This window comes from Thalassoglobus neptunius, from assembly GCF_007859735.1.
Lineage (GTDB): Bacteria > Planctomycetota > Planctomycetia > Planctomycetales > Planctomycetaceae > Thalassoglobus > Thalassoglobus neptunius.
The window spans coordinates 464,922-490,292 of the sequence record NZ_SIHI01000001.1 but is presented as its reverse complement, the minus strand read 5'-3'; the positions used below and the strand labels follow the sequence as shown (position 1 = coordinate 490,292).

Here is a 25,371-nt window from a genome sequence, read left to right as displayed (position 1 = left end):
TTTGGTCAAGAATTCTTGACCCGCCCCAGCGAAAGAAGAGCTGGAAGATCGGTGCTTCCCGGCGTTCCTCAAAGCCATCGATTCGCCAAATGTCACGTTAACACGACAAGCGATCGACTCTCTATTTGGGAACTCAACAGCACCACTCGTCTAATCTCATGGTTCCAATCACGTCCCGGAGAACCTCGCGACGTGTCTGAAAACACCGGAATAGAAAGACTCAAGAACGTTGATGCACCGTGACATTCGCATCAATGAATCGGTGCCAGCAATCAATTCCTGCTGACGGTCGTCGGCTGAGTCAACTTGAGGAGAAACTTCCGAAGTCGTCACGATTCCACAACCTGTCCCCGTCTGTGCCGGTTCAATTTGACAGATTCAAGGATTGTGAACATCGTGCCGATAACTCAGGGGCACTGAATGCCGGACCCGCACTGAACGCCGGATCCAATGTCACGGAACTCGCTTTGAAAGCGACTGGTGGAGTTTCACGGAGGACCATCATGAAACCGCGTTTACGCCTGTTCACCGGAGAAGACGAAACTTTTGCCCCGGAACCACCAACCATCACCATGACTTTTGGTGAACTTCTGGAAGTCATCCAGGATGCATCCCGGTCGGGAAGAACATGGATCGAAGACTTCCACAATGATGATGTCCAGATCCCGGAAGATCTCTATGACGTCCTCACGGAATACCGCCGACTCCGCCCCGGAGCGTGACTCTCAAAATCGGTTTCCGATCGATGCTTGAAACTCCCGACGTGCTTTGATCGGGGCGAGTTCAAAAGCGAGTTGTCTTGCCTGTACGCTCGCTGCGCTTTTTGAGTCGCTCGGATTGCTTGCGGAATTCTCCAAGACGACTTCGAAAAGCGTTCGTGAATCGTGCAAACGCTTTTCGCGCCACCGCAAACCAATTCGCGCGCGAATTCTCGAGCTTCCGAGACGCAGATCGTGAACACTATTCGGGGAGATGTTCTTCCCCCTCTTGGGAAGAAGCGATTCGCTCTATCCCCCCAGCTTGAACCGCATGAGCTTTTGCGCGAGCGTCTTCTGCTTCCTGGATCATCCCGCATTTGACGTAGATTACTGAGAGCTGCGTATACGAAAACGCATCATTGGGATTGATCTCGCAAACTTTTTTGGCGTGCTCAACAGCTGCAGGAAAGTCTCCCATTCGCTGAAGATAAACCGCCAACGCGGAGTGGGTGTCCGAATGGTTTGGATCGATTTCCAAGACTTCTTTCAGCTTTGCCACAGCCGCAGGAAGATCCCCCTGATTTTTCAGTTCAATGGCTTCGTCGTAGATCTCGTGTGGACTGGGCATTGTCCGCTATTCCTCGTTGTTTCTTGAAAGCACAAAAGCTGGGGAACGCTGTTCTGTCCCCGAGTGTCATGATGACGAGCCTCTTCGCCCGCCAATAAACCATCATATGGTTCAACACCTGAATGAGAAGCCTCGGGCGTTGACCGATTCCGAAATATCGAACCAGATCGTCGCAACGCGAAATCAACTCCGGTTGATATTCACCGACGAAAATTCGAGAGATGACGAGCGAAAGTAGAATTTCCGAGAAACGAACGGTTCCGTGAAAAACTCATCAAAACATGGTTTGACGCCTCCGCCTCTGCTCGGTAGTTTACGCCGCATACACAAGATTTGCGGATCGCAGAAATTGATCCAGCGCTGCTCAACGAAAAACCTGGAACAAGGGTCCAAAAAATACCTGATTTCAGGAAAGTCCGCGTTGTGACGATCCGATCAAATAGCAGTCAGCAAATGACTTTGGCGCAGTAGCCAAGTGGCCTAAGGCGACGGATTGCAAATCCGTTATTCCCCGGTTCGAATCCGGGCTGCGCCTCTCATTCAAGCCTCATCAATCTCATCGATTGGTGAGGCTTTTTTCGTGCCCCAAGTATCCTCACGATCAGTCAGCTTCTTCTCGCGAACAGTCAGCCACTTCTCCAGCTGCTTCGAAGCTCCGTTCTTGAACATCGTCCTGTGAAATTCTTCCTTTCAGTACGGCAAATCACAAACTCGCCACTCGAGCATGCCGATATTGAACAGTGGAACAGCTCTACATTTGATTTTGTGGAATTGTTGTGAAAGCGATTCCCGAACGAGACACAGTCGCATCCGCCCAGAGAAACAGTTGTGACAGGCATTTCGCAATCACGAAGCCGCCACCTCACAACTTCTCAGCACAGAGACTTCCGCGTCATGGGTGCTTGAACTGATCTCTGACCCAGCATGAAAAGGATTTCACTCGAATGAAACGGACTGCACTCTACTCCATCGCTATTGTCCTTTTCGCAACAGCTCTCTCTCAAACAAGCAAGGGAGCACCACCGTTTCTGCCGACGAAGTCTGCCGGGGCGAATCAAGGCGAAGCCGTTCAATGGCAAACAAATCTGCACAGCGCTCACAAGATCGCCACCACCGAAAATAAGCCGATGCTGGTTGTGTTTGGAGCCGACTGGTGCCACTTCTGCAAGAAGCTGGAGAAGGAGACACTGACCTCTCCCGAGATCAGCAAATACGTCAACGACAGTTTCGTCGCTGTCCATCTCGATGCAGACACAGATAAGAAGGCTGCCGAGATTCTCAACGTGACGGGTCTCCCCTGCACAATTGTCCTCAGCCCGAAAGCGGATCTGCTCGGACGAATTGACGGCTACTACACACCTGGCCCTTTCTATCAAAAGCTTGCAGAAGCCAAGCAGAAGCATCAGGTCGTTCAACGAACTTCGATCACGAAGTAATTGCCGTTGAAGCCCGAAACAAAAAGACGAGAGCACCGGGCGAACCGGTCTCTCGTCTTGAATTGAGGAAAGGGAATCAACGCGAACCGTTGAGTGAGATCAGGATTCTGAGACGACTCCACGTTTCTTCTCGATGAGATCGAGGAGATCCTTTTGAGGGGTCGCAAATTTGGCCAGACCTTCTTTCATCAAGTCATCTTCCATGAGTGCGAAATCGACTTTGTCATCAATTTCGCTGCAGACTTCATCGGAAGGAAAGTCGCCAACTCGCGGCTCGAAAGTTTTTCCAGACATCTCCTGCACGTCCGAATTCGTTCCCGGAGGGTTCGTCTGAATATCCGAACCCGCCAGCGCTGAGACGTATTTGTCTTTGGGGGCTTCCGGCAATTTCGTGCCCATGCTTGCAAAGATCATCTCTTGCTGCAGTGGAAGTCCTTTGTCCGCCCAAAAGTCTTTGTTCGCTTTCCAGATTCTCTTGGCATTCAGAATGCCGACCTGACCTTGGGCTGCGTCAGACAAGTTGGGGTATTTCTTTGCGGTATACGCATCAATTCGACTGACGAAAATGCTGTAGACCGATTTGAGAGTCTTCGGATCTTCTCGCTGTTGAGCCCCTTTCCAGATATTGTCACGCGCAATTTCATACTGACGTGACGAGAAAATGAGCGTGACGTTCAGCGTGACACCCGCGGCGGACAGACGTTCGAGAGCCGCAAGCCCACCCGGAGTGGCGGGCACTTTGATCATGCGGTTCGTATGCCCCGCTGACCATTTCTTCCCGAGTTCCACGTAGCGATCTGCTCTCTCTTCGGTCGAGAGTGAACAGTCCTCGTCTTCGAGCAGTGGATCAAGCTCGAAACTCACATACCCATCGTTTCCGTTGGTCTTCGCGTGAATCTCTTCGAACTCTTTCTGTGCCCGACGAACGAGCCGATCCGTCAGTTCCCAGGCAATCGCTTCGTTGTCTAACCCCTGCTCGACCAGATCTGAGATCTCTGAATCAAACCGTCCGGACTTGATGAGGTCAGAAACAATCGCAGGGTTTGAAGTGGCACCGGTTGCTCCAAATGAAAGGTTCTCTTTCACAAGGTCCGGATCGACACTGTCGAGCCAGAGCTTTGTTCCGGATTGGACCAACGATTCGAGCGGTGTAACCACGGGAAACTCCTAGGTCAGAAGGATGAAATCAACAATAAGATTAATTCAGTCACCATGAGCAATTCGCGCACGGAGTGCAACCGGTAAGAACGATTTCGATTCCAGCCGATCGGTCTCGCAGCGCGATTGAGTCGACTATTCGTGATCGGTGAGACTGTTCGACATTTCCAAAAGTCGATCGACAATCTTTTCCGAAGCGTCCAGCTGAACGTTATTCGTACCGAGCCATGTTTCGTATCCTCCCAATTCATGCTGAGCAGGAGTCGGAAGATACCCGTACGATCCATTCGCAAGTTCGATCGTAAACGAATCCTCGAATGGCGTGCGGTCCTTCAGTTCCAATCCAATCTCCGTAAAGACTTCGAAGGGAATCGAATTCACCGCCAGGTCGCCGATCCGAATGACTTGCAGCGGAACATTGATGGTTTTCGGACCGCTCTCAATTCGCTTGATGCGGCTCATGTACGTCGTGACACGCCGATGTCGTTCCTCTTCCGGAAGTTCCATGACCTCTGCGAAGTACTCTTTCATTTCCGGAGTCGGCTGGCGCACCTGCAATTGCAGCTCGGACTTCGCAGACCCCAGCTTCACCCAGTCTTTCCATGTGATTTCCGAGTACGCATCGATCACAGGCTTGGCCAGTTTCTCTGCAACGATTTGCATTTGTTCATAGCGTTCGCGCGACGGACGTTTCCCTGTGAAGTTAATATTGTTGACATCCCCACTTGTGCCGTTCGACATGATCCCGACAAACGAAGGATACTGCGATTCCGGATCAAAGTGACGCTGAAGCAGATTGGCAAAGATCCCGAAGTAGTCAGCAGAGACATCTCCTGTACGAACACCTCCAACGTAGTGCAGAGAGTAGTTTGCCAAGAGGGCCAGCGGCTTTCCGTCTTGTGACTCGACCGCAATAAACGAGACTTCTGGATCGACAGGGCCAGCGGGACGAAGGAGAGCGGAACTTCCTCGGGGAGGATTCATGCGGACCTTGTCGACTCCTCCGAACGGGTTGGTCAGCAAGGCAGGATCCGTCACATACCAACGACGATTGAACAGTTCTGAAGCTTCTTCGACGCTGCCCCACCCAATCCGGGCAGGAACCATTTGATTGGTCGCTCTTCGAACGCAATCACAAATCCGCTGGGCAAGAAACTCCTGATAGCTGGAAAGGTTGGAATCTGATTCCGTTTTGCTATTTCCTCGTGCTTTCGTCGCTGAATGCGTATGAGTCGACGCCATCAAAATGTTGTCGACATTCAAATCCGTTTCTTTTGCGATCCGTTCGCGGGCAGTATCGAAAACTTCGCGAGGAATCCCGACGTTGTCACAAATCACAAACCCCAACGTTGTTTCGCCGTCGTTCAGAAGCAAACAACGGGCATGGAGTTCGTCGTGGATATGTGTGCACGGAATCGGTTCCCATCCCCCGACGATTAACTCTCCCAGTGGAGGAGTAATGTTGCTCGTCGCTGCCCCAGCAAGAAAAACCCGGTCATCGGAATGGAGGGATGTTGCCAGGAAAAGCACTCCACAGACACACGCAATCGAACAACGTCGTAACATGTTCATCTTCACCTCGGTTTATAAGGTCAACAGTTCCTCAACCAGCATACCGATTCTTCCGCGCCAAACCATCCCACGGGCCAGATGCCTCACCTGTCTGAATTTGAAGTCCTCACAAAAGCAAGAAAGCTGGCAAAGCACACGATGCGTGCTTTGCCAGCTTTCAATGTCATCTCACAGAACTCAATGCGAACACGTTTTCAATAGACGGTCCGTCATTTTGCCCTGAAGAAAGCGACCGTCACTAACCAGCGACAGCAGCTTTCAAGTCTTCAACCTTGTCAGTGTTTTCCCAAGTGAACGCTTCACCTGTTCGTCCGAAGTGACCGCCTTCAGCAGTCTGTCGGAAGACAGGACGACGCAACTGAAGGTGATCAATGATTCCCTGCGGATTCAATGGGAAGACTTTTCGAACAGCGTCTTCGAGACGACTCTCGTCGACGGTTGATGTTCCATTGGAGTCAACACGAATACTCACTGGATCAACGACGCCAATCGCGTAAGCGAGTTGAACTTCGCACTCAGTCGCGAGTCCCGCAGCGACGATGTTCTTCGCAACGTAACGTGCCATGTAAGCAGCGGAGCGGTCGACCTTTGTCGAATCTTTTCCGCTGAATGCTCCCCCGCCGTGTCGTCCCCATCCACCGTAAGTGTCGACGATGATCTTTCGGCCGGTCAGTCCACAGTCTCCGTGTGGGCCACCGATGAGGAACTGCCCGGTTGGGTTGACGTGGTATTTCGTCGACGCATTGAGCAACTCCGAAGGAACCGTCGCAGGAATCACGGTTTCTCGGATGTACGCTTCGATATCATCGCGTTTGACTGAATCACGGTGCTGTGTCGAAAGCACAATCGCAGTGATTTCGGCAGGCTTTCCGTTTTCATAACGGACTGAAACCTGGCTCTTGCTGTCTGGGAGCAGCCAGTCAACGTCATTGCTGAATCGCATTTCGTTGAGGTGGTTCAGAATGCGGTGTGACAACGCAATCGGAAGCGGCATGAGCTCTTCCGTTTGATCACATGCGTAACCAAACATCAGACCCTGATCGCCTGCACCGTCCGCATCGACACCCATCGCGATGTCGGCACTCTGCTGATGAAGGAGAACATCAACTTTGCAGGTATCAGCATTGAATCCGATATCGTCGCTGGTGTAGCCGATTTCTCGGACAACGTTCCGGGCGATCTTTTCGAAGTCATCGTTTGTCAGGTCGGGAGATGTACGAATTTCTCCTGCGAGACAGAGGTAGTCAGTCGTGCACAACGTTTCGCAGGCACAACGAGAGTTTGGATCTTGCGCGAGAAGGGCATCAAGAACACCGTCGGAGATCTGATCCGAAACCTTGTCCGGATGTCCCATGCTGACCGCTTCGCTTGTAAAAATAAAGTTCTTCGACATTGTGTTCCTCAGAAAGTGAAGTCATCACCAGATCAACAATCTCAGCGTCGTTCTGAAATTCGCGTACTCGAATGCCCACTGAGCAAAATCCGATTTCGCTGACCTGCGACAGGACTTGTCTCGGCAACGGTTTCAGACATCCTCCAGAGACAAATGGAGTTGTCGGATTGCTGAAAATTGAGCGAAGTATGCTAGCTTTTTGCAATCAAGAACGCCAGTACTTCGCCATCTTGACCAATAACAGAACTCATGAACGGTCGAGAAAGAAGGCTTCAAAGGTCAATTTCATCAGATTCTTTGAATCGGGATTCCAGCAATAACTCGTCTTTCCTGATCCATCGACAACGAGGATTGTACTGATTGCGCAGGTTGCACCACCCAATGGACGCTAACGATTCCGCCAGCTTGGGGAAGTAAGCATCGACCAGACCACCAGCCGAAATTTGCTCGATCGACGGATCATCGTCCGGGAGATCGGTCGATTTCAGAAGGATAAGCGACGAATCCCCCAGATGAATAGCGAGCGAAGCGGCGATTGAGTCGCTCGTCACATCCCAACTGGCCGGCAACTCTGATTGCTTACAGAAAGATCGCCGAGGGTCGTAAATCGGAACTTTTTGTTCCTTCCACGCGGCATCCAAATCTTCCACAGCATGAACAATCACAGAATTTTCGATGAGTTGTTCGAGAAGCTGGCACGACATCGACATCGCTTGAATCGCTAACTCGTGCGATGCTTTTGCGCTGAGTCCGTGAATTTTGTCGACAGTGCGAACTGCCTCGGCGAACATCCCTCCGCCCGGAACGAGAACCAGTCGATATTGTTCGAAGAGTTCAATGAATCCTCCCAGTCGTCGAGAGAGATCCGGAAGTGTGAACAGACTTCCCCCCACTTTCGCAACGATCACAGAATCCCGAGGCGGATGACTTCTCATTCCGATTTGTTCTCGACTTGAATTCGATCGAGAAGCGGATCGTTCAATTCTTCGAGCTTATGAAGAATCTTGCTTCGAAGTTCCTGAAAGACAGTTTGTACCGAAGGGTCATCCGATTCGATCAAGTTTTCGAACTCCCCCGGATCGTTCTGCAGATCGTAAAGTTCATCCCGCCCGGAGTTCGCGAAATCGACCACGAGTTTCCATTGAGGAGTCCGCCAGCATCGCATGTCCACAAATGCTCCGTGCCGCATGCTGTACTCAGCGTACAGGTCATTCGGCCAGCCGATTCGAAGCCCTTTCAACATGGGAGTAAAATCACGACCGCGCAGATTCAAACCTTCCGGGACCTCAATGTTCGCGAGGCTCAACAACGTCGGAAACCAGTCGAGATTACTCATCGTCGGGAGAATCGTCTGCCCCTGTGGCAACGCCTCTGGCCAGCGAATAATTGTCGGAACACGGAGCGACTGGTCATAGAGATTCGGCCGCCGCTTGCGACCGATTTGGTCCCACTGCTGTTCCGGCAATTCCTTGAGCATCCAATGAGCATTCCCCTTAAACCACAAACTGTGATGGCCATTGTGATAGCCGTGGTCGCTTGTATAGACCACGATTGTGTTCTCTGAGAGTTTGAGTTCATCGAGCAAATCGAGGATGCGTCCAACATTTCGATCGACGCTGGCCACGCTTGCGTAATACTCGCGAGTCATTTTCTTGACACGTTCAACGTCGAGATCCGGATGAACGGGCTTGGGAAGTTCGGGATCAAGATCTCGATACGGTTCCCAGTCTTCCTCCCGATTCGGCAACCATGCTGCATGCGGTTCGCGATAATGAACGGAGACCAGAAACGGTTCATCTTTCTTTCTGGTCATAAAATCCAACGCATAATCGGTGACCAGATCGACAGTGAAACCTTCTTGCTTCACGTCTTCTCCGTCGACCTCAAGCACCGGATCTTTGGGAGGACATCCCCCCGAGCGGATTCCCATGAACTCGTCGTAACCGAAGACGGTTGGGTGGTATCGATCTGCCGTTCCGAGATGCCACTTTCCAGACAGACAGGTCGCGTAGCCATCCTGTTGCAGAAGTTTCATCCACGTGACAGCTTCCGGGTCGAGCCCAAGGTCTGCTTCTGCCTGCGGGTGAATCCAGTCGAGAATCCCGTATTCGGTCGAGTAGCGTCCTGTCACCAGCCCAGCACGAGAGGGGCTGCAAACCGGAGTCACCGTGAAGGCATTTTGAATGACGATTCCACTGGCAGCCAAACGGTCGATGTTCGGCGTCTTTAAGTCCGGGTTGCCACTGAATCCGGTCGCTGTCGGTGCTTGATCGTCCGTATAGATAAAAACAATATTCGGCCGTTCAGCTCGCACAGCCGATGGCAGAACGAGCAGGATTCCGAGGAGTCCCAAAACAATTCGTCGGCTCATGATCATGAAGTGACTCGTCTCTCTGAAAGGAAGTCGGATCAGCAATGCTTCAAACACGGGCTGACAATATCGTCGTCTTTCCGGGAGCTTCGAACAAGAGATTGGCGGGCAGTCGGTCACCAATCAATGGATTTCGAGTCGACGATTTCATTCCCGAAGACCCAGAACCGCAGAACGCTTACAACCGACGCTTTGCAAACGACTTACGACGCCGCTTTTCCGATTCCATGTTGAAGAGGAAGGAATCCCCCACTCGTCAGCCCCTGACGTATACAATAGTTTGAATAGAGGAATAGATTGTCCCGGACCACGGAAACACTTCTCGAACTGTTTTTCGGAAAGGTTTGACGATGACGACCGCGAAGAAGATTGCCGCGAGGAATTCGACGAAGGCTGTGTTGTCCAAAGAGAGTGACACCTCTTCCCCGCCCACAATTGGCGGCTACCTCATTCAGCGACTTCAGGACTATGGTCTCAAGGACATGTTCGGAATTCCCGGGGATTTCGTTCTCGGATTCTATGGGCTCCTCGAAGACTCCCCGATTCGAATGATCGGCTGCACCCGCGAAGACTGTGCGGGATACGCAGCGGATGCTTATGCACGCATCCATGGACTGGGTGCCGTTTGCGTAACGTATTGTGTTGGCGGACTGAGCACATGTAATTCCATTGCAGGAGCATTCGCGGAGAAGTCTCCGGTTGTCGTGATCAGTGGAGCGCCCGGTGTTTACGAACGACGGAACGACCCGTTGCTTCATCACAGGGTTCGAGATTTCGGAACTCAACGCGAAGTCTTTGAGAAAATCGCAATCGCGAATGCCGACCTCCATGATCCTCTCACGGCATTCCGGGAAATCGACCGCTGTCTTGATGCTGCCGTCAGGTACAAGCGTCCTGTCTATCTCGAACTCCCGCGCGATCGAGTTCATTCTCCGGCCATCGCTCCGCATTCCCCCCTCGCATTTGAGCGGGAAAGCCATCCCGACGCTTTGAAGGCAGCCATCGGCGAAGCTCGCGAACGGATCGCGAAAGCGAAGCAACCCGTCATTCTCGCAGGCATCGAAGTCCACCGCTTCGGGTTACGAGAACAAATCCTCGAACTCGCTGAGCAAAATCAAATTCCGATGTGCGCAACTCTTCTCGGCAAGTCGGTGATCAGTGAGCGACACCCGCTCTATCTCGGAGTTTACGAAGGGGCGATGGGACGTCGTGAGGTGAGCGAGTACGTTGAGAACAGCGATTGCCTCATCATGCTCGGCGCGTTCATGACGGATATCAATCTCGGAATTTTCACTGCGAAGCTCGACGCTCAAAACTGCATTTCCGCGACAACCGAACAGCTTCGCATTGGTCATCACCACTTTCACGATGTCCTGTTCGAAGACTTCGTGAATACTCTTCAGGACTCTCCGATCCGACCGGACGCCGAAACGATCGAAATCCCCAAACGACAGGTTCTCAAGAAAAGCAAATCGACCGACGAAGACGCCGTTACAATCCAAAGTCTGTTCGGTCACATCGATCAAATCCTGGACGACAACATGGTCGTCATCGCAGATGTGGGGGATTCCCTGTTCGCATCGTCGGATCTCACAATTCACAAGCACACAGAGTACCTGAGCCCTGCCTACTACACGTCAATGGGATTCGCAGTCCCGGCAGCTCTGGGAGTGCAAACCGCGGATAAAAACTTGCGTCCGATCGTCCTCGTCGGTGACGGAGCATTTCAGATGACGTGCATGGAATTGAGTTCCATCGTGCGAAACCACTTCAATCCCATCGTCGTTGTTCTTAACAATAAGGGCTATACAACTGAGCGTTTCCTGCAGGAAGGACCATTCAACGACATTCTCAATTGGAATTATCATCGAATTCCGGACCTGTTCGGAGCCGGTTGGGGATTCGAAGTGACAACGTTGGGAGAATTGAAACAATCAATGGCAGCTGCACTCGCTCACAAAGATGCGTTCAGTTTGTTGAATGTGCATCTTGAACCGAACGATATCAGCCCGGCCCTCGAACGTCTCGCAGAAAAAATGAGCCAGACACTCTGATCGGATGCATAGTGTCTTGAGATGTTTGAGCATCTCAACGAGTCCGGACACGTCAGCTCCGGAAGAATTTATGAAACGACCGCACAACCAGTCGCTTCACATATTGAAACCGAACCGGTTCAAACCGGACCGAAAGCCACCGATTGAGTCGATGAATGTCGACGAAAACACTATGATTTTTCGATCTCGGGAACGGTTGCAGTCGACGTTCCGCTAATGAATACAAAGTCTTCCTCTCAGGGAGCTTTTTCGAGTCATGCCATCAGATCTTCCGTCATTCCCGGTTTCCGTTGCCTGTCCCAAGTGCGCGCGGAAGCTGAAAGTTGAGAAACCGGAACTCCTCGGAAAAAAAGTCAAATGTCCGAAGTGTCAAACTCCGTTTGTGCTTAAACTTCCGCCCCCGGTTGAAGAAGTCGTTGAACTCGAACTTGTCGAAGACGAGCCCCCCGTTGGGACTTCTCCTCAGTGGATTCCCGACAACGAAGCATCGGCCTCATCGAGTACTCCGAGTGCGTTTCCTGATTTTACCAGTTCACCGCCGCCCACACCTCCTGCCCCCTCCAAGCCGGCTGCTCCGCAACCATCACTGGTGGTTCCGACTGACGACCCTGCGACAAGTTCGCTGGAGCGTTTGAAACGTCGTCGAAAAAAGAGTCGCGGCGGGCTTATTGTTACTGTTGTTTTTCTTTTGGCTGCCGTTGGGGTCGTCGGGTATCTGGCCACCATCGCCCAAGATCCCCCTGCCCCCATCGCAGATTCGAAGCCATCTCAGAACGCTCCTGGCATGGAATCTGTCTCTTCAGACGAACCATACAGCCGATCACTCCTCGAGAACCGGCCACAACTCGTCAAAGAATTCAATCCGACTTCCGGAGAACCGATCGAGCTCTACCTGATGCCGAGCGGAGTCAATTTTGTCGTCCACTTTCGCCCCGCAGATCTCTGGCCCGATTCTCGTGACGCCCAGATCCTGCGAGCAAGTCTGACGGAGAACGTGACCAACTGGCTGGAATCAACGCTTCAAGAGCTTTTCCATCGCTCTCCTGCAGAAATCGAAGAAGTGCTCTTGGGCTACATCATCGGAGCACGCGGGACCACTCCCGATTTGTGTGCGGTCGTTCATCTCAAGTCCCCGGAGAAGATGTCGACTCTCATCGAAGAGTTTGACGGCGAGTATCTTTACGACATCACCGAACGTCCCGATTTGCGAATCAAAGTGAATGAAACTCACGGATCGCTGATCAAGGACGAACAGACCATCGCCATTCTTCCAGCCCATCTCGCAGGGGAACTCGAATACTCCATCAACACCCCCAATCGAGACATCAGCGAAGGCATGGACCACTTGTTGCGGGAAACAGATCGCAACAAGTTGCTCACCATCGTCGGCAACGTCGCTGACCTTCGTCGACACACCGACGTTCTTTTTCCGCCGGCAAGTCAGCAGATCATTCAACAGTCTCTCGATTGGCTCGGAGATGATGTCGAAATGGTGAGTTGGGAAGTCAATCCAACTCCGTATCTGCACTCAGAATTGACCTTGCGCGTCGTTAATACATCGTCCCCAACCAAAGTGAAAGCACGCCTCGAACAACAATTTTCCGAACTTCCGGAGACACTCTGGAAAGATGTGTGCCTCAAAATGTCTCCATCTGAAATGAGGTTCCGGCAGTTCATCGGAAGACTTCCTGCAATTGTCGAAGCAGTCCGCCAATCGACAGTGACCAATACTGCAACGCGCTACCTGACGATGACCACCGTACTCCCCCAGAAGGCAGCCCCGAACCTCGCACTGGCAACGTTGTTCACACTTGACGAAGCCTCCCGCACCGATTTTTCTCAAACAGTCGAAACTCAACCGGAATCGGACGAGCCTCAAAAGACGATTCGAGAGCGTCTGAAAAATCCCGTCGATGCGGAATTCAATCGGATGCCGCTGGAAAAAGCATTCGCATATTTGTGTGAAGAAATCGGAGTCGTCCTCGAGGTCGATGGCATCGCGCTCGAAAATGCCGGGTTCACACGAAACATGCCGCAAACGTTCAATCTCGGAATCGTTCCAGCGGAACAAGCGATTGCGGAAATCGTGAACACGTATCAGGAACCAGGCCGAACGATGGCGGTTTTCATTGATGAAGCACAGAACAAACTCATTCTCACCACGAAGAAGTTTGCCGATCAAAAAGGTCTCGAAGTCTTCGACTTCAGTTCCAATTGACCCCAATCGGACATTTCGATCTCCGACCGATTCCTGACAGCATCGCAAGCTACGAAGACGCCAACTCTTCGGAACTCCGCAGATGTTCTCGCTCGTGATTGGCTGGCGAAACAACTTGTGTCGGTCTTATGAATGAGACCCACCAGACTCCCAAGCCCATCAGAAGCAGCGGAATGATGGGGAAATCAATCTGTGAGAAAAGCGACAGAGCGATTCGGCGACCGAAGTAAACACGAGACGCAGGTTGCACGAACGTGTACCAATGAAAATACTCGTAAACCACGAGCACAAGAATCGCACAACAAGCGACGCAGACAGTCGTCATTCCGGTGATCCGAACGATGCGTATCGAGAAGTTCGCACAGACATAAATCGCCAGCGGAAGAAGGATGAGCCCCCACACCAAGTGACAGGAAACGACCGCCGCAACAGGTGGCGAACACCCCCAAACCCCGCACAGTTGATGATCCAGTTCAGTCGTTCGGTCACGAAAAGAAACTGCTGAGAGCGCAGCCAGCCCCCAGAGACACGCCAGCCCACAGTAGACCACCAAACGCACCCATCGGGTTTGTGAGCTTCCACTTGATGTGTTCCCAGCGTGCATCATCGATTCAACCTCCATCGACTGTTGAGAGCGGAGATCACGCTCCCGCTCGAACCGAATCATTCCTCTTCGTACTCTTCATTGGAATCTGCAATCCGTTCAAAGAAACCGGACGAAGCAATTTCCTTTCTCGTCCCGTCCTCTCCGAGTTCAACTTTCAAGAACTCCGCATTGCTGTCGCGACACAACTGCTCAATCGACTTCCTATCTCGTAAAACACTAAGAGCAGAGGCGAGACTGTCTGCTTCCATTCCTGTTGACGCTACCACTGTCACAGAAGCCGGAACCGTGACTCCCAGCCCGGTCTTCGGATTGACCAGATGTGAGTACCGTTTTCCGTCGATCTCCAGATACTGATAGGTATCCCCCGAAGTGGCCACACCACAGTTTTTCACTTTCAGAATCATTCGTGTCGACTCTTCCTGGTCGCTGGCATCTCTTTGTTCGACTTCGACTCTCCAGAACTCGCGGCCGGGAGGTGGATCTCCCGCGACGAGATCACCCCCTGCGTCGATCAGAACACGAGTGACTCCGTATTGCTTCATCGATTCGAGAGCGACATCAGCAGCGTAGCCCTTCGCGATCCCGCCGAGGTCCAGCTGCATTCCTTCTTTCCGAAGCGTCACCGTTCGTTGATTCGGATCGAGGACCAGCGATTGATACCCCACTCGGTCGCGAGCTTCTGCAAGCCGATCGAAATCCGGAAGTTCTTCCTTGCGTCTCGCAAGTCGCCACAACCGACCAACCGGCCCGATCGTCACATCAAAAGCCCCTTGTGTTTTCCGGGAAAGCTGCTGGGCTGCACTCAAGACTTCGAACAGGTCATCACTGATGGAAACAGGTTCGTCAGGCTGGGCGAATTGGCAAAGCTGCATCAACTCGCTGTCCGGATCATAGTCGCTCATGATTCGGTCGATTTCACGAAATCGGTCAAAGGCGGCGGTCGAAGCGACGTTTGCGGCATCCCGGCTTGGGGCATACAATGTAAGGGTGACGGGAATCCCCATTCGAATCTGGAGGAACTCGTACCGATCCAGTTGCTCAGCGACAGTCGTCGCCTGCTCCTGCCCGTAAGCGTCTGGAATGTTTACGAATTGGGAGCCGAAGAGCGAAACTGTTGCCACTCCAACCCACAAGATCCAGCAACTTTGATGTTCATCCATCGCAACCTCTTCTTGCTGGACGATTTTGAACTGAAAGGCTTTTCATGTTGACAGTACGCCTTGACCAGTGCTTCTGGCAAGCCGCAGCTGGCGTGATCATGATGTCGATTCTCATGCCGATCATGGCTGCCGACCCCGATCCGAACGACCCTTATCTCCGCGATCCGGACAGTGTCGCCACGGAAGAGAAGGAGATGAAGCCGTATGTCCAGAAACTGCGAGATACGGAAATTTCATTCGAGATGGTCCCCATTCCCGGAGGGGAATTCCTGATGGGAAGTCCGGAAAGCGAAGAAAATCGCGAGCCGGATGAAGGACCACAACACAAGGTCAAAATTTCTCCATTCTGGATGGGGAAACACGAAATCACATGGGATGAGTACGACACCTGGCGACTCAACCTCGACATTCAACGGCGTGACCTCTTCGGACGCACGGCGGATGAAGTCGACAAAAAAGCCGATGGTGTGACCCGTCCCACAAAAGAATACACCGACATGACCTTCGGAATGGGTCACGACGGCTTCCCCGCCATCTGCATGACTCAGCTTGCCGCGAAAATGTATTGTGCCTGGCTGACCGAACGAACCGGCCAATACTATCGACTCCCAACGGAAGCTGAATGGGAATACGCCTGTCGAGCCGGAACGACCACTGCCTACTCGTTCGGCGATGACCCTGCCGATTTGGACGAATACGGCTGGTACTACGACAACTCCGATGAGGCTTACCACAAAGTTGGACAGAAAAAGCCAAACGCCTGGGGCTTGTACGACATGCACGGCAACGTCGCTGAATGGTGCCTTGATCAGTATCAGGCCGACTTCTATTCCCAGTTCAATCCCAACTCGGTCGCTGTGGACCCATATCTTCCGCCGAGCAGCCTGTACCCTCGCGTCACACGCGGTGGATCTTGGTTCGATGACCCGGAATGGTTGCGAAGTGCGAAACGCATTTCTTCGAGCGAAGACTGGAAGATCCAGGACCCGCAGCTTCCTCAAAGTATGTGGTATCACACAGACGCCGATTTCGTTGGATTCCGCGTCGTCCGTCCACTGAATCCTCCGACTGACGAAGAGATTCAGGAAAAGGTTCTGTACCCGGATATTCCTGACGAATTGCGAAAATAGAATTCAATCACGGGTGAACGACCCGCATTGATTCAACGAGTGACTGGCCCGGTTGCAATTGCGACCGGGCTTTTTTCATTGCAATCGTGACTGAACGTTGACAACACACCGGCGATGAGCGGACTCCAGACACTTTAACAGGATTTCCGTGACATGTCGCGCAAAGTAAACGTTGCTGATCGGAGGCTGACACCCCTGTTGGATGCAATCGATCCAGTGTTGATGACCACTGATATTCGGGAATGCGGACAAGTCCAATTTCGATTCCAGCAACGGAGCGTCTTCATCGACTTTCGAACTTGGACGAAGATGAATTAAATCGCCAGTGAGACTCGGATTGACCACTTTCGATTCAGATCCATGAATGGAGAAAGCGTAAGTTCTCGCCCCGTCACACCAACCGGTTTCGGCCGTTCCGAGAGCGCCGCTTTCAAACTCCAGAATCGCAGTCGCGGTGTCTTCCAGTTGAGTCGGTTTGTGCATGGTGGTCATCCGACACGAAACCGATTTTACCGATCCCAGAATCGCCACCAGATGGGCAATCGCGTAGACACCCATATCAAAAAGTGCTCCGACTTCGGCATGTTCCGCATCGAAAAACCACAACTCGTTTTCGGGCTCCTCTTGTAGAATCTCTTGAATCGTTGCGTAGTACACTTCGGGGCCACCGTGACTGAAGCGTGCCGTCGCGGAGGAAACAACTCCTAAGCTTCCGTCTTCGACCATCTTTCGAGCAGCAAGAACATGCGGCTTCGAAACGTAGGGAAGTGCAAAAACAACTCGGTCGAACGAATCGACAGCTTCCACGAACTGATCGGCCTCTTCGAACGACGTGCTCAGCGGCTTCTGCATGAAAACATGCTTGCCTTCCGCGAGAGCAGTCAGTCCGTAGCTCACATGCAGCGGATGCGGAAGCGCGATGACGACGGCATCGATGCTCTTGTCACTCAGAATCTCATCGTAGGAATCGGTTGTGTGCGGAACTCCAAACAGCTCGCTCAGTCTCTTCAGGCGGCTTTGCTTTCGTCCTCCGAGAACCGCAATTTCCACTTCGGCGATTTCTGCAAGCTCGGGGAGATGCAGCTTTGCCGCAATTCCACCAGCACCGATAATGCCGACTCTGATTTTCTCCATCTCACACGCCTCTCTGCTCGGATTGGGATTCCGTGGTTTTACTGAAATTCGAAGTTTTCAATCACTTTGCGTCAGAAATTTGACACGATCTCTCAGGTGCTTGGATCGGCAGTCCTCCATACCCAATGAATCGAGAGATTGAATCACGTCAAACGGTCGTCGAATGATCGATACGGGAAGCGACAACTTGCACGGGAGGTCTCATTTCGAATGGAGTCCTCATTGCTATGTGGACGATAACGATTCGGGGGATCTTCCGCATTTGCGCGAAGAAATGATTTGTAAGTGGCGGAAGGATTCCGCGTGAGAACAACTTTGAAACGGGTTTTACAACTCTCGAACGAGCAAACTCCGTAAAACATTGACCGAACCCGTGCCTGCGTGCGCATGCAGACAAGTGGCTTGTTCTCGTCATAGTCACCGGCATGACCGGTTGATCACTTTCGGCTCCCGTCGCATAGACCAAACTGCATGAACTCAGAGCCATGACGCCTCAGCCATTCCACAGCCTGAAGTCGATCCGCAAACTCCTTGGACGGAGTCTCCTCTGCCTCGCCGGGGTCACCGGCCTTCTCAATGAGGGAACCGCACAGACTCCGGAATCGGCCCCGATCTTCTCGAAGTCAAACAAGTTCCGCATCCCATTTGATTTCGATCCAGCCGAACTGAAGAGACTCGGAGCGAACGAAATCCAACTCTTCGTTTCAGACAATCGGGGAGCCAGTTGGAAGCGACACGAATCTGTTGACCCCGCTGCAAACTCGTTTGTCTTCAAAGCACAGTCAGACGGAGAGTACTGGTTCTCGGTCAGAACGCTCGCAGCTGGCGGACTCACTTATCCCGCCGGTCCTCACGTTGCTGGATTGAAAGTCGTCGTTGACTCGTCCGCGCCGCGGCTCAGTGTTGAAGTTGAAGAGTCAGCGTCCGGCCGCATCGAAATGAAATGGGACGCCAACGACGATTTTCTCGTGGCGGAATCTCTGAAAATTGACGTCTTCAATTCCCATACGAAATCCTGGGAACCTGTGGCGATCAATCAGGACGCGAGTGGTCGCGTTTCCTGGACCGTCGATTCCGCCGGAGTCGTCGAAGTTCGGGCTTCGGTCGAAGACCTCGCCGGCAATCATGCCGAGTCATCGGCTCAAGCGATTGTCTCCGGGTTGGCACTTCCGAATTCACCGGGGCGCTCTTCTGCCGCTCCCGTTGCTGCGAATCAACCTTCCGGGAATCCGTTTGAACACCTGAATCCGTCTCATCAGGATTCTTCGCAGCCCAAGACTCCGGTCAATCTGGTGTCTGATCCGAAAGAGAAAACCGAGAAATCCGTCATTCGACCAGCCTCGGAAGCGAACGAAACTCCAACTCAACCAGACGCAGTCGGCCAAACGTCCGCTCCTGTCTGGGCCACGGACTCAACCACTTCGCCGATTGTTAAACCTGAAGCCAAAAGTTCCAAATCCGATGCACTCACTGCTGCATCTGTCACTCCGCGACCTTCCAGCACGCTGAGTGATTCGACAACAACGGAGGCTGCCAGTCCTTCGACATCTTCGCCATCGAATGAACCGATGAGCAAAGAAGCCACTCAGAAGGAAGCTGTAAGAGCGGTTCGTCCGGTGAATCCTCAAGAATCATCGACAGAAGCCGTTGACCAGAATCTCGTCCTGCCTGAGAAGACGCCATCTGTCTCGACGCCGCAAACTGAAGTCGTTGAGGAACAGAAACAACCCGTTCTTCCTCCTCGTGCAGAACGCGGTCATGTGGTGAATTCCGCGACGTTTGAAATCGGCTATCAAGTCGATGGAGTTGGACCGACCGGAGTGAACAGCATCGAGTTGTATATCACTGAGGACAGAGGTCAGAAGTGGTATCACTACGGAAGCGATGCCGACCGAACTTCGCCCATTAATGTGACCGTCCCGAGAGATGGAGAGTACGGCTTCTCATTCCGTGTTCGCAACGGGGTCGGAGTCTTGAGCACGCCTCCGCAACCGGGAGAAGCACCGGAGATCACCGTCTTCGTCGACAGGACTCCTCCACGAATCACATTGAATCCGATTCAATACCTCAGCCCGGAGAACCTTGATCAACTGGTCATCACCTGGAAGATCGAGGAAGTGGAATTGGCCAAAGCGCCCGTTGTTCTCTCTTACGCAACGTTCCCAACCGGTCCATGGACTCCGATCGCGCAACCGATGGAAAATGTCGAACGATATGTTTGGAACTTACCCAACCATTTGAACTCAGAGTTTTACGTGCGAATCGAAGCCCGCGATTCCGCCGGCAACACTGGTTATGTTCGGTCGAGCGAGGCGTTCGTGCGAGACACCTCGCAGCCACGAGCACAGGTCACGGGCGTCGAGCCAATTCGACAGGAAACGTCGAGGCAATAGGCTTTCGAACGACGCGAAGCGGTTCTGTTTCCATCGCAGAACCGTAATTCTCTCCAGTCTCCGCGATTGAATGGACCGGACAGTTCACTGAGTTCGAAATCCGCTCGCGGCGATCGAAATCAGTTCACTGCGTTCAATATTAACTCACGGAGTTCAGAAACTGCGCACCCGCATAAACGGTCGCTGCGCACTGAATGGACTCCAGAATCTGCTCGCCACTGAGTCCGAGCTTCTTGGCTTTTTCGACATGCCCAGCTGTGCACGGTTGGCAAGCATTGAGATCGCTCACCGCCACATTGATCAATTCGACGAGTTCGTCGCCGAGTGAGGTGTTCGAAAACGTATGGGCACGAAGACCGACTCCCATTCCGTCGAACAGATCCGTTCCGCTGATATCGCGAAACTTAAAGAATGTGTTGTACATATAATTCGTCGACGCAATGGCCAGGATCTCTGCGATCTGCTGAACACTGAAACCAAGCTTCGAACAGCGCGACCGGAAGTATTCTCCCCAAGCCTTCGACTTGGCATGGGCAGCGACAGCCAACGCAATCGCCGATCGCGTTTTGGCGTCAATCGCCCCATCGGAGTACACGAACTTCTTGAAGTTCATGTAAAAGTCTTTCAGGAACGGCTCGACGTGAGCATAGACCAGAAATGGTTCCGGAAGCTCTTCTCCGTCGAGCATATCTCGAACGCGGTCGAGGAGTTTTGCAGCGTCTTCGGACGCGTTCTCAGGATCAATTGGAGAGAGAAAAGCCGACATCAAAGACACTCCTGATTCTTCAGGCTGAGCAAAATTGACAGATCTGAAAAGCGGGGGAGCCCATATGCTCCCCCGTTGACCACAGTCCATCGAAGTTCGATGCGATCGTTTAATCGGAACGCATCCGGGCGAACCCAGCGAAACCTTGAAGAGGTTTAGCTGAGTGTTTCTTCGCCCTTTTTCCAGTTACATGGGCAGAGCTTGTCTGTCTGCAATGCATCGAGAACTCGCAGCACTTCGTGCACGTTTCGACCAACGCTCAGATCGTGAATCGCCGACCAGCGAACAACTCCGTTCGGATCGATCAAGAAGATTCCGCGATAAGCAATTCCGGCGTCTTCTTTGAGAACGCCGTAGTCGCGTGAGAGCTGATGAGTCGTATCAGCGAGCATTGGGTATTTCAGCTTCGCGAGATCTTCGTGGCTGTCGCACCAGCCTTTGTGTGAATAAACGCTGTCGGTGCTGGCAGTCAGAACAGCACATTCACGATCTTCGAACTCACCGAGATTGTCGTTGAACGAAACAAGCTCAGTCGGACAGACGAAGGTGAAATCGAGAGGATAGAAGAAGAGGCAAACCCACTTGCCTTTAAAATCTGCCAGTGACAGATCTCCGAACTGTGCGTCCGATCCATCTTTGGTTCGATCGTAAGCTTGAACTTTGAAATCTGGTGCGGGTTGACCGACTTGTGCACTCATCTTTTGTATCTCCTGAAGAGTTTGCTTGAGAAATTGAGAATCAGATTCGATCTGCCCTGAAGGACAGTAGATATTTAAATTGATGGAAAAGGGACAAGAATTCTTGTCGGCCTTGCCCCTTTCAGCCGTCGTTATAGATGCCAGCCATCGTCGCAGATGTCAGCCATCATGACAGAGTCACTGCAATCCCAACGGGTTGCCCCCTCTCCTCGAAGGAGATGATGCACCAACTTTGATTGCAGCGTTCACCGTCTCAAACCAATGCGCTTTGTTCCGCTCACCGATGGCCTGAGCATCTCCCGATCACTGTGTGGAGTATAGCCACCCGAAACTTGACTTCAAGGAGTGGAATTCCACACCTGTTCCTGCCAGACTGAAAATGACGTTCGTTGATCCCTCCAGCGACTCAACGCATCCAACGACTCAGATCCATATGAAGATATGACCCTCCCTCCCGATTCCAATCGTCGCGATTTTCTCACCGGCCGTGCCGCAAAACGCGAGATTCGCCACGCGGGAGACGAGATTGCGGATGCGATTCTCGACGATCAACAGAAGCCCACCGCACCGGTTGCGGGAGACACCGTTCGCCTTGAAACAAAAGCCATGGGCTGTGGCTGGTCGGTCATTATGAATCCGGGAGCCCCTCGTCGGGTGATGGCAGCTTCTGACGCTTTCGATCGCGTGCGCGATGCAGAACAGATGCTGACGATTTACCGCGACGACAGCGAAATCGCGAAAGTAAACCGCAGCGCAGCTGAGAGCCCCGTCTCGATTTCGGAATCGCTCGCGGAATTTCTCTCGACCTGTTCGACACTTTTTCAAGACACCGGAGGATGTTTCGACCCAGCGACCGGTCGACTGATTCAACTCTGGAAAACTGCGCGATCTGAAAATCGGATTCCGACCGATCAGGAAATTGAAACCGCTTTGGAGCAATCCGGATTTCAGCATGTCAAAATCGGCGACGGTCCAACCGTCTCCTTCGACCGGGACTTGCTGCTTGACTTCGCCTCAATCGGCAAGGGCTACGGAATCGATCAAGCGGCAGATCACCTGAAGTACGAAGAAATCGATGCCTTTCTCGTGCATGGAGGTCAAAGCAGCCTGATTGCTAGGGGGACACATGGGGAACACAATGGATGGCCTGTCGGCCTGAAGAATCCGTTGTTCACCGAACAACGTTACGCCACCATTCTCCTCAAGAATGTCGCGATGGCGACCAGTGGTTCGAACATCCAATACTTTCGACACGAAGGCCGCCGATACGGACACTTGCTCGACCCGCGGACTGGCTGGCCCGCCGGTGGATTGCTGTCCGTAAGCGTTCTCGCCCCCACTGCCACAGAAGCTGATGCACTATCGACAGCTTTCTATGTCATGGGACTCGACAACGCATTAAAGTATTGCGATGATCACCCACAGGTCGGGTTGATTTTCGTCCCTCCTCCCTCCCAGGGACGCCACCTGGAACCACACATCCGCAACATTGATCCCGGACTGATTCATTTCAGCAGTGACATCTCCTGATGATTCGCTGCGGGGGAACACTGTTTTTGACTGCGGTCAAACTCGGGTTTCAGCAGGTGAGAATCGGGAGCCGGGGTGGATCTTCCAAATTTCCAGAACCTGCATTCCAATTAAAGACTGACACAACCGGTACTCATTCGATCGTGAGTGCCATTCAAGATCAAAATTTCCGCGGAGCGATTGAAACCGGAAGCGAAAGATTGCCGGCCAGTTGCCTTCCCTGATTGAACTCAACCCTGTCGAGGATACTGAGAGTGAAAGACCTTCGGCGAATCTCGTGGTTTGCGATTCTCCTGCTCGTTGTGCTGCGCGTAGCGATTGGCTGGCAACTTCTTTACGAAGGAATGTGGAAGTACGGAACAATGAGCGGCCCCGATCCGTGGACCGCAGAAGGATACCTGAAGAATGCACAGGGTCCGTTCCGAGATCACTTCCGCGAAATGACCGGCGATCCGGATGACCTGAACTGGCTCGACTACGACAAGATGAGTTCCAAGTGGTATTCGTGGCGCGATCGCTTCGCGAATCACTACCAGTTGAGTCCGGAACAGAAAGCGGTCCTCGACATCCTGATCGATGCGGATGCGGATGCAGATACTGCACCATCTGAGAATCCGCCGTTTCCACCGATCTCAGTCCCACTCGCTGCCCTTCCGGAATCTGTGAACCTCAAGTCCTTCGCTAGAGTCGTCGAGTTCGACAACGGTCGCCTCGTGGCACTGGCCCCAATTCTCCCAAGCGAGGAAGCCAAGCTTAAGAAACTGGTCTCTTATGTTCCTGGAGAAGCAAAAGCTGAGGACGGTGACGCCGTCGACCCGAAGCTGGCCTCCGAAATGGCCTTCTATAAGTCTGTCGAGACCCTCTCAACTTATTCCCGTCGTCCGATTGAAGCCCAGTTGAACCAACTCAGCCGTGAGTCTCGTCGAAAAGATTCGGAACTGGATGCTGACAATCTCAGTGCTGCCACAAGCAAGTTGAACAGTGCTGTCAAACGAGAACTCCCGTTTCGCCACCGCCTCGCAGCCAGCCTGCTTGGCGATCCGGACAACACAGGTGTGATCGGCCGCTTGAATGAGCGTGGCTCCTTCGACTACGTCATGGGAACCGTCACTCGTCAGGAAGAAGACGAAGCACGACACAATGTCCGTTTCGGAAAGATCGAAGAATACAAAAAGCTGCTCGATGAATACGAAGACACTCTGACCAATGCATCGATGCAGTACCAGACCGATCACGCTTCCATGCTGAGCCGCAAGGTGGCGATGACTCGGAACGAACTCGTTGGACCGATTCGCAGCCTCGAAAAAGAACTGCAGACACTCGCGCTCAAGATTCTGACTCCGGAACAGTTGTCTCGTGGCGGACTCCCTCCGGAAGACACGCCGCTGTACCGCGCCGACATGATGGCCATGTGGGGATTGCTTATTCTCGGCTCACTCATCATCGTCGGGCTGTTTACTCGCCTGTCAGCATTCGCAGCTGCCTTTATGGTCTTTTCCTTCTATCTTGTCGTTCCGCCTTGGCCTGGCGTTCCACCGGCTCCCGGTCCGGAACACAGCTTCATCGTGAACAAGAACCTGATCGAAGTGCTCGCATTGCTGGCAATCGCAGCACTCCCGACTGGTCAATGGTTTGGAATTGACGGTTTCGTCTCGCGTCTGTTCTTTGGGAGCAGCGATTCCGACGGCAAAAAGGCCGCAGAGAAGTAAACTGCCACTTCGGAGACTGAAGAATGGCCAGTGATCTTGAAGCTCTCATCAGTCGGATTCGGGATCACGACGAAGCTGCCCTTGCTGAATACGTCGATTTGCATCGATCACAGCTTCTCGCATTCATCGATCGAAGAATGCGGGAGGCGCTTCGGAAAAAGGTCGACCCGGTCGATGTTCTGCAAGAAGTTTCGGTGAGTTGTCTGAGTGCCCTGAAAACGATCGACCTGAACAACCGAGACCCGTTCCGGTGGTTGTGTCAACAGGCCGAACGCCGCATCATTGACGAACATCGCCGGCACTTCGGAGCGAAGAAACGCTCTGCTCACCGTGAAGTTCTCTTAAATTCTCCACGCGATGGCTGGTCAGAGAAGGGGCTGGAAGACTTTCTCATCGCCAGCTTCACAACGCCCAGCCATGCGTTCTCCAAGGGGCAAAAAGAACTTCACCTCGGCACAGCCATGGAGCAACTCTCTGAGGATGCTCAAGTTGCTTTGCGTCTGCGGTATCTCGATGGACTCCCGAGCAAAGAAATCGCAACGCGACTTGGAAAGTCGGATGCGTCCGTCCGCATTCTGCTCAGTCGCAGCCTCAAAAAACTTCAGAAAATCCTTTCCGAAAACGAAGAGTTCCAGACATGGATTCTTCAAAACAAACCCCATGACGAATGAAATTCTGGCCGCAACTCGAAGCCTGCGAGCCCACGCAAGAACAGC

21 protein-coding genes and 1 tRNA gene are annotated in these 25,371 nt (G+C 52.6%); 11 read left to right on the top strand and 11 right to left on the bottom strand.

Annotation, left to right across the window (positions count from 1 at the left end; genetic code table 11):
* The first annotated feature begins 503 nt into the window (after nucleotides 1-503).
* On the top strand, nucleotides 504-722 hold the full coding sequence (locus KOR42_RS01875; RefSeq protein ID WP_146506922.1) for a hypothetical protein: 219 nt from the start codon (nucleotides 504-506) through the stop codon (nucleotides 720-722).
* 238 nt (nucleotides 723-960) lie between these two features.
* Here the strand turns inward: KOR42_RS01875 and KOR42_RS01870 are convergent, their stop codons facing one another.
* Nucleotides 961-1,326, bottom strand: a complete 366-nt coding sequence (locus tag KOR42_RS01870) for a tetratricopeptide repeat protein (RefSeq protein ID WP_146506921.1) — start codon at nucleotides 1,324-1,326, stop codon at nucleotides 961-963.
* A gap of 461 nt (nucleotides 1,327-1,787) precedes the next feature.
* Here KOR42_RS01870 and KOR42_RS01865 point away from each other — a divergent pair.
* Together KOR42_RS01865 and KOR42_RS01860 are read left to right on the top strand one after the other, a co-directional pair.
* Nucleotides 1,788-1,861 (top strand) — tRNA-Cys (locus KOR42_RS01865).
* Nucleotides 1,862-2,270: 409 nt separating this feature from the next.
* Entirely contained in the window at nucleotides 2,271-2,762 is a 492-nt protein-coding gene (locus KOR42_RS01860) for a thioredoxin family protein (RefSeq protein ID WP_146506920.1), read from the top strand.
* Between the two features lie 99 nt (nucleotides 2,763-2,861).
* Here KOR42_RS01860 and KOR42_RS01855 read toward each other — a convergent pair whose 3' ends face one another.
* From KOR42_RS01855 to KOR42_RS01835, 5 genes are all read right to left on the bottom strand, one after another.
* Entirely contained in the window at nucleotides 2,862-3,920 is a 1,059-nt protein-coding gene (locus tag KOR42_RS01855; protein WP_146506919.1) for a transaldolase family protein, read from the bottom strand.
* A gap of 135 nt (nucleotides 3,921-4,055) precedes the next feature.
* Nucleotides 4,056-5,486, bottom strand: a complete 1,431-nt coding sequence (locus tag KOR42_RS01850) for a neutral/alkaline non-lysosomal ceramidase N-terminal domain-containing protein (RefSeq protein WP_146509959.1) — start codon at nucleotides 5,484-5,486, stop codon at nucleotides 4,056-4,058.
* A gap of 244 nt (nucleotides 5,487-5,730) precedes the next feature.
* The gene (gene metK, locus KOR42_RS01845; protein WP_146506918.1) at nucleotides 5,731-6,885 is read right to left on the bottom strand and encodes a methionine adenosyltransferase; all 1,155 of its coding nucleotides are present in this window, start codon (nucleotides 6,883-6,885) and stop codon (nucleotides 5,731-5,733) included.
* Between the two features lie 272 nt (nucleotides 6,886-7,157).
* Nucleotides 7,158-7,820, bottom strand: a complete 663-nt coding sequence (locus KOR42_RS01840; RefSeq protein WP_146506917.1) for an amino acid kinase family protein — start codon at nucleotides 7,818-7,820, stop codon at nucleotides 7,158-7,160.
* Nucleotides 7,817-9,256 (bottom strand): sulfatase family protein, encoded by a 1,440-nt coding sequence (locus KOR42_RS01835; RefSeq protein WP_197440778.1) that lies wholly within the window; start codon nucleotides 9,254-9,256, stop codon nucleotides 7,817-7,819. The genes KOR42_RS01840 and KOR42_RS01835 overlap by 4 nt, the downstream gene beginning before the upstream one ends.
* A gap of 350 nt (nucleotides 9,257-9,606) precedes the next feature.
* On the opposite strand from KOR42_RS01835, the gene KOR42_RS01825 reads away from it, so the two are divergent.
* The 3 genes from KOR42_RS01825 to KOR42_RS01820 all read left to right on the top strand — a co-directional run bounded on the left by KOR42_RS01825 (nucleotide 9,607) and on the right by KOR42_RS01820 (nucleotide 13,528).
* Nucleotides 9,607-11,310 (top strand): alpha-keto acid decarboxylase family protein, encoded by a 1,704-nt coding sequence (locus tag KOR42_RS01825; RefSeq protein ID WP_146506914.1) that lies wholly within the window; start codon nucleotides 9,607-9,609, stop codon nucleotides 11,308-11,310.
* Nucleotides 11,311-11,331: 21 nt separating this feature from the next.
* Nucleotides 11,332-11,457: a hypothetical protein gene (locus tag KOR42_RS27635; protein WP_261342038.1), complete on the top strand. Its 126-nt coding sequence runs from the start codon at nucleotides 11,332-11,334 to the stop codon at nucleotides 11,455-11,457.
* A 109-nt stretch (nucleotides 11,458-11,566) separates the two neighbouring features.
* Nucleotides 11,567-13,528: a zinc ribbon domain-containing protein gene (locus tag KOR42_RS01820; protein ID WP_146506913.1), complete on the top strand. Its 1,962-nt coding sequence runs from the start codon at nucleotides 11,567-11,569 to the stop codon at nucleotides 13,526-13,528.
* A 49-nt stretch (nucleotides 13,529-13,577) separates the two neighbouring features.
* Here KOR42_RS01820 and KOR42_RS01815 read toward each other — a convergent pair whose 3' ends face one another.
* Complete coding sequence (locus KOR42_RS01815; RefSeq protein WP_146506912.1) at nucleotides 13,578-14,195, bottom strand: hypothetical protein; 618 nt, start codon at nucleotides 14,193-14,195, stop codon at nucleotides 13,578-13,580.
* Nucleotides 14,192-15,295 carry an FAD:protein FMN transferase gene (locus KOR42_RS01810; RefSeq protein WP_146506911.1) on the bottom strand — a complete coding sequence of 368 codons (1,104 nt, stop codon included), beginning with the start codon at nucleotides 15,293-15,295 and terminating at the stop codon, nucleotides 14,192-14,194. The genes KOR42_RS01815 and KOR42_RS01810 overlap by 4 nt, the downstream gene beginning before the upstream one ends.
* 44 nt (nucleotides 15,296-15,339) lie before the next feature.
* On the opposite strand from KOR42_RS01810, the gene KOR42_RS01805 reads away from it, so the two are divergent.
* On the top strand, nucleotides 15,340-16,425 hold the full coding sequence (locus KOR42_RS01805) for a formylglycine-generating enzyme family protein (protein ID WP_146506910.1): 1,086 nt from the start codon (nucleotides 15,340-15,342) through the stop codon (nucleotides 16,423-16,425).
* A gap of 75 nt (nucleotides 16,426-16,500) precedes the next feature.
* On the opposite strand, the gene KOR42_RS01800 is transcribed toward KOR42_RS01805, so the two are convergent.
* Nucleotides 16,501-17,559: a Gfo/Idh/MocA family protein gene (locus KOR42_RS01800; RefSeq protein WP_146506909.1), complete on the bottom strand. Its 1,059-nt coding sequence runs from the start codon at nucleotides 17,557-17,559 to the stop codon at nucleotides 16,501-16,503.
* 485 nt (nucleotides 17,560-18,044) lie between these two features.
* Here KOR42_RS01800 and KOR42_RS01795 point away from each other — a divergent pair, with 485 nt between their 5' ends.
* Entirely contained in the window at nucleotides 18,045-19,952 is a 1,908-nt protein-coding gene (locus tag KOR42_RS01795; protein WP_146506908.1) for a phage tail protein, read from the top strand.
* 139 nt (nucleotides 19,953-20,091) lie between these two features.
* On the opposite strand, the gene KOR42_RS01790 is transcribed toward KOR42_RS01795, so the two are convergent.
* Together KOR42_RS01790 and KOR42_RS01785 are read right to left on the bottom strand one after the other, a co-directional pair.
* Nucleotides 20,092-20,718 (bottom strand): carboxymuconolactone decarboxylase family protein, encoded by a 627-nt coding sequence (locus KOR42_RS01790; protein WP_197440777.1) that lies wholly within the window; start codon nucleotides 20,716-20,718, stop codon nucleotides 20,092-20,094.
* Between the two features lie 155 nt (nucleotides 20,719-20,873).
* The gene (locus KOR42_RS01785; RefSeq protein WP_146506906.1) at nucleotides 20,874-21,416 is read right to left on the bottom strand and encodes a peroxiredoxin; all 543 of its coding nucleotides are present in this window, start codon (nucleotides 21,414-21,416) and stop codon (nucleotides 20,874-20,876) included.
* 441 nt (nucleotides 21,417-21,857) lie between these two features.
* On the opposite strand from KOR42_RS01785, the gene KOR42_RS01780 reads away from it, so the two are divergent.
* The 3 genes from KOR42_RS01780 to KOR42_RS01770 all read left to right on the top strand — a co-directional run bounded on the left by KOR42_RS01780 (nucleotide 21,858) and on the right by KOR42_RS01770 (nucleotide 25,326).
* Nucleotides 21,858-22,946: an FAD:protein FMN transferase gene (locus KOR42_RS01780; protein WP_146506905.1), complete on the top strand. Its 1,089-nt coding sequence runs from the start codon at nucleotides 21,858-21,860 to the stop codon at nucleotides 22,944-22,946.
* 254 nt (nucleotides 22,947-23,200) lie between these two features.
* Entirely contained in the window at nucleotides 23,201-24,655 is a 1,455-nt protein-coding gene (locus KOR42_RS01775; RefSeq protein ID WP_146506904.1) for a DoxX family protein, read from the top strand.
* 23 nt (nucleotides 24,656-24,678) lie between these two features.
* A complete protein-coding gene (locus KOR42_RS01770) occupies nucleotides 24,679-25,326 on the top strand; it encodes an RNA polymerase sigma factor (RefSeq protein ID WP_146506903.1) in 648 nt (215 codons plus the stop codon).
* Nucleotides 25,327-25,371 lie beyond the last annotated feature (45 nt).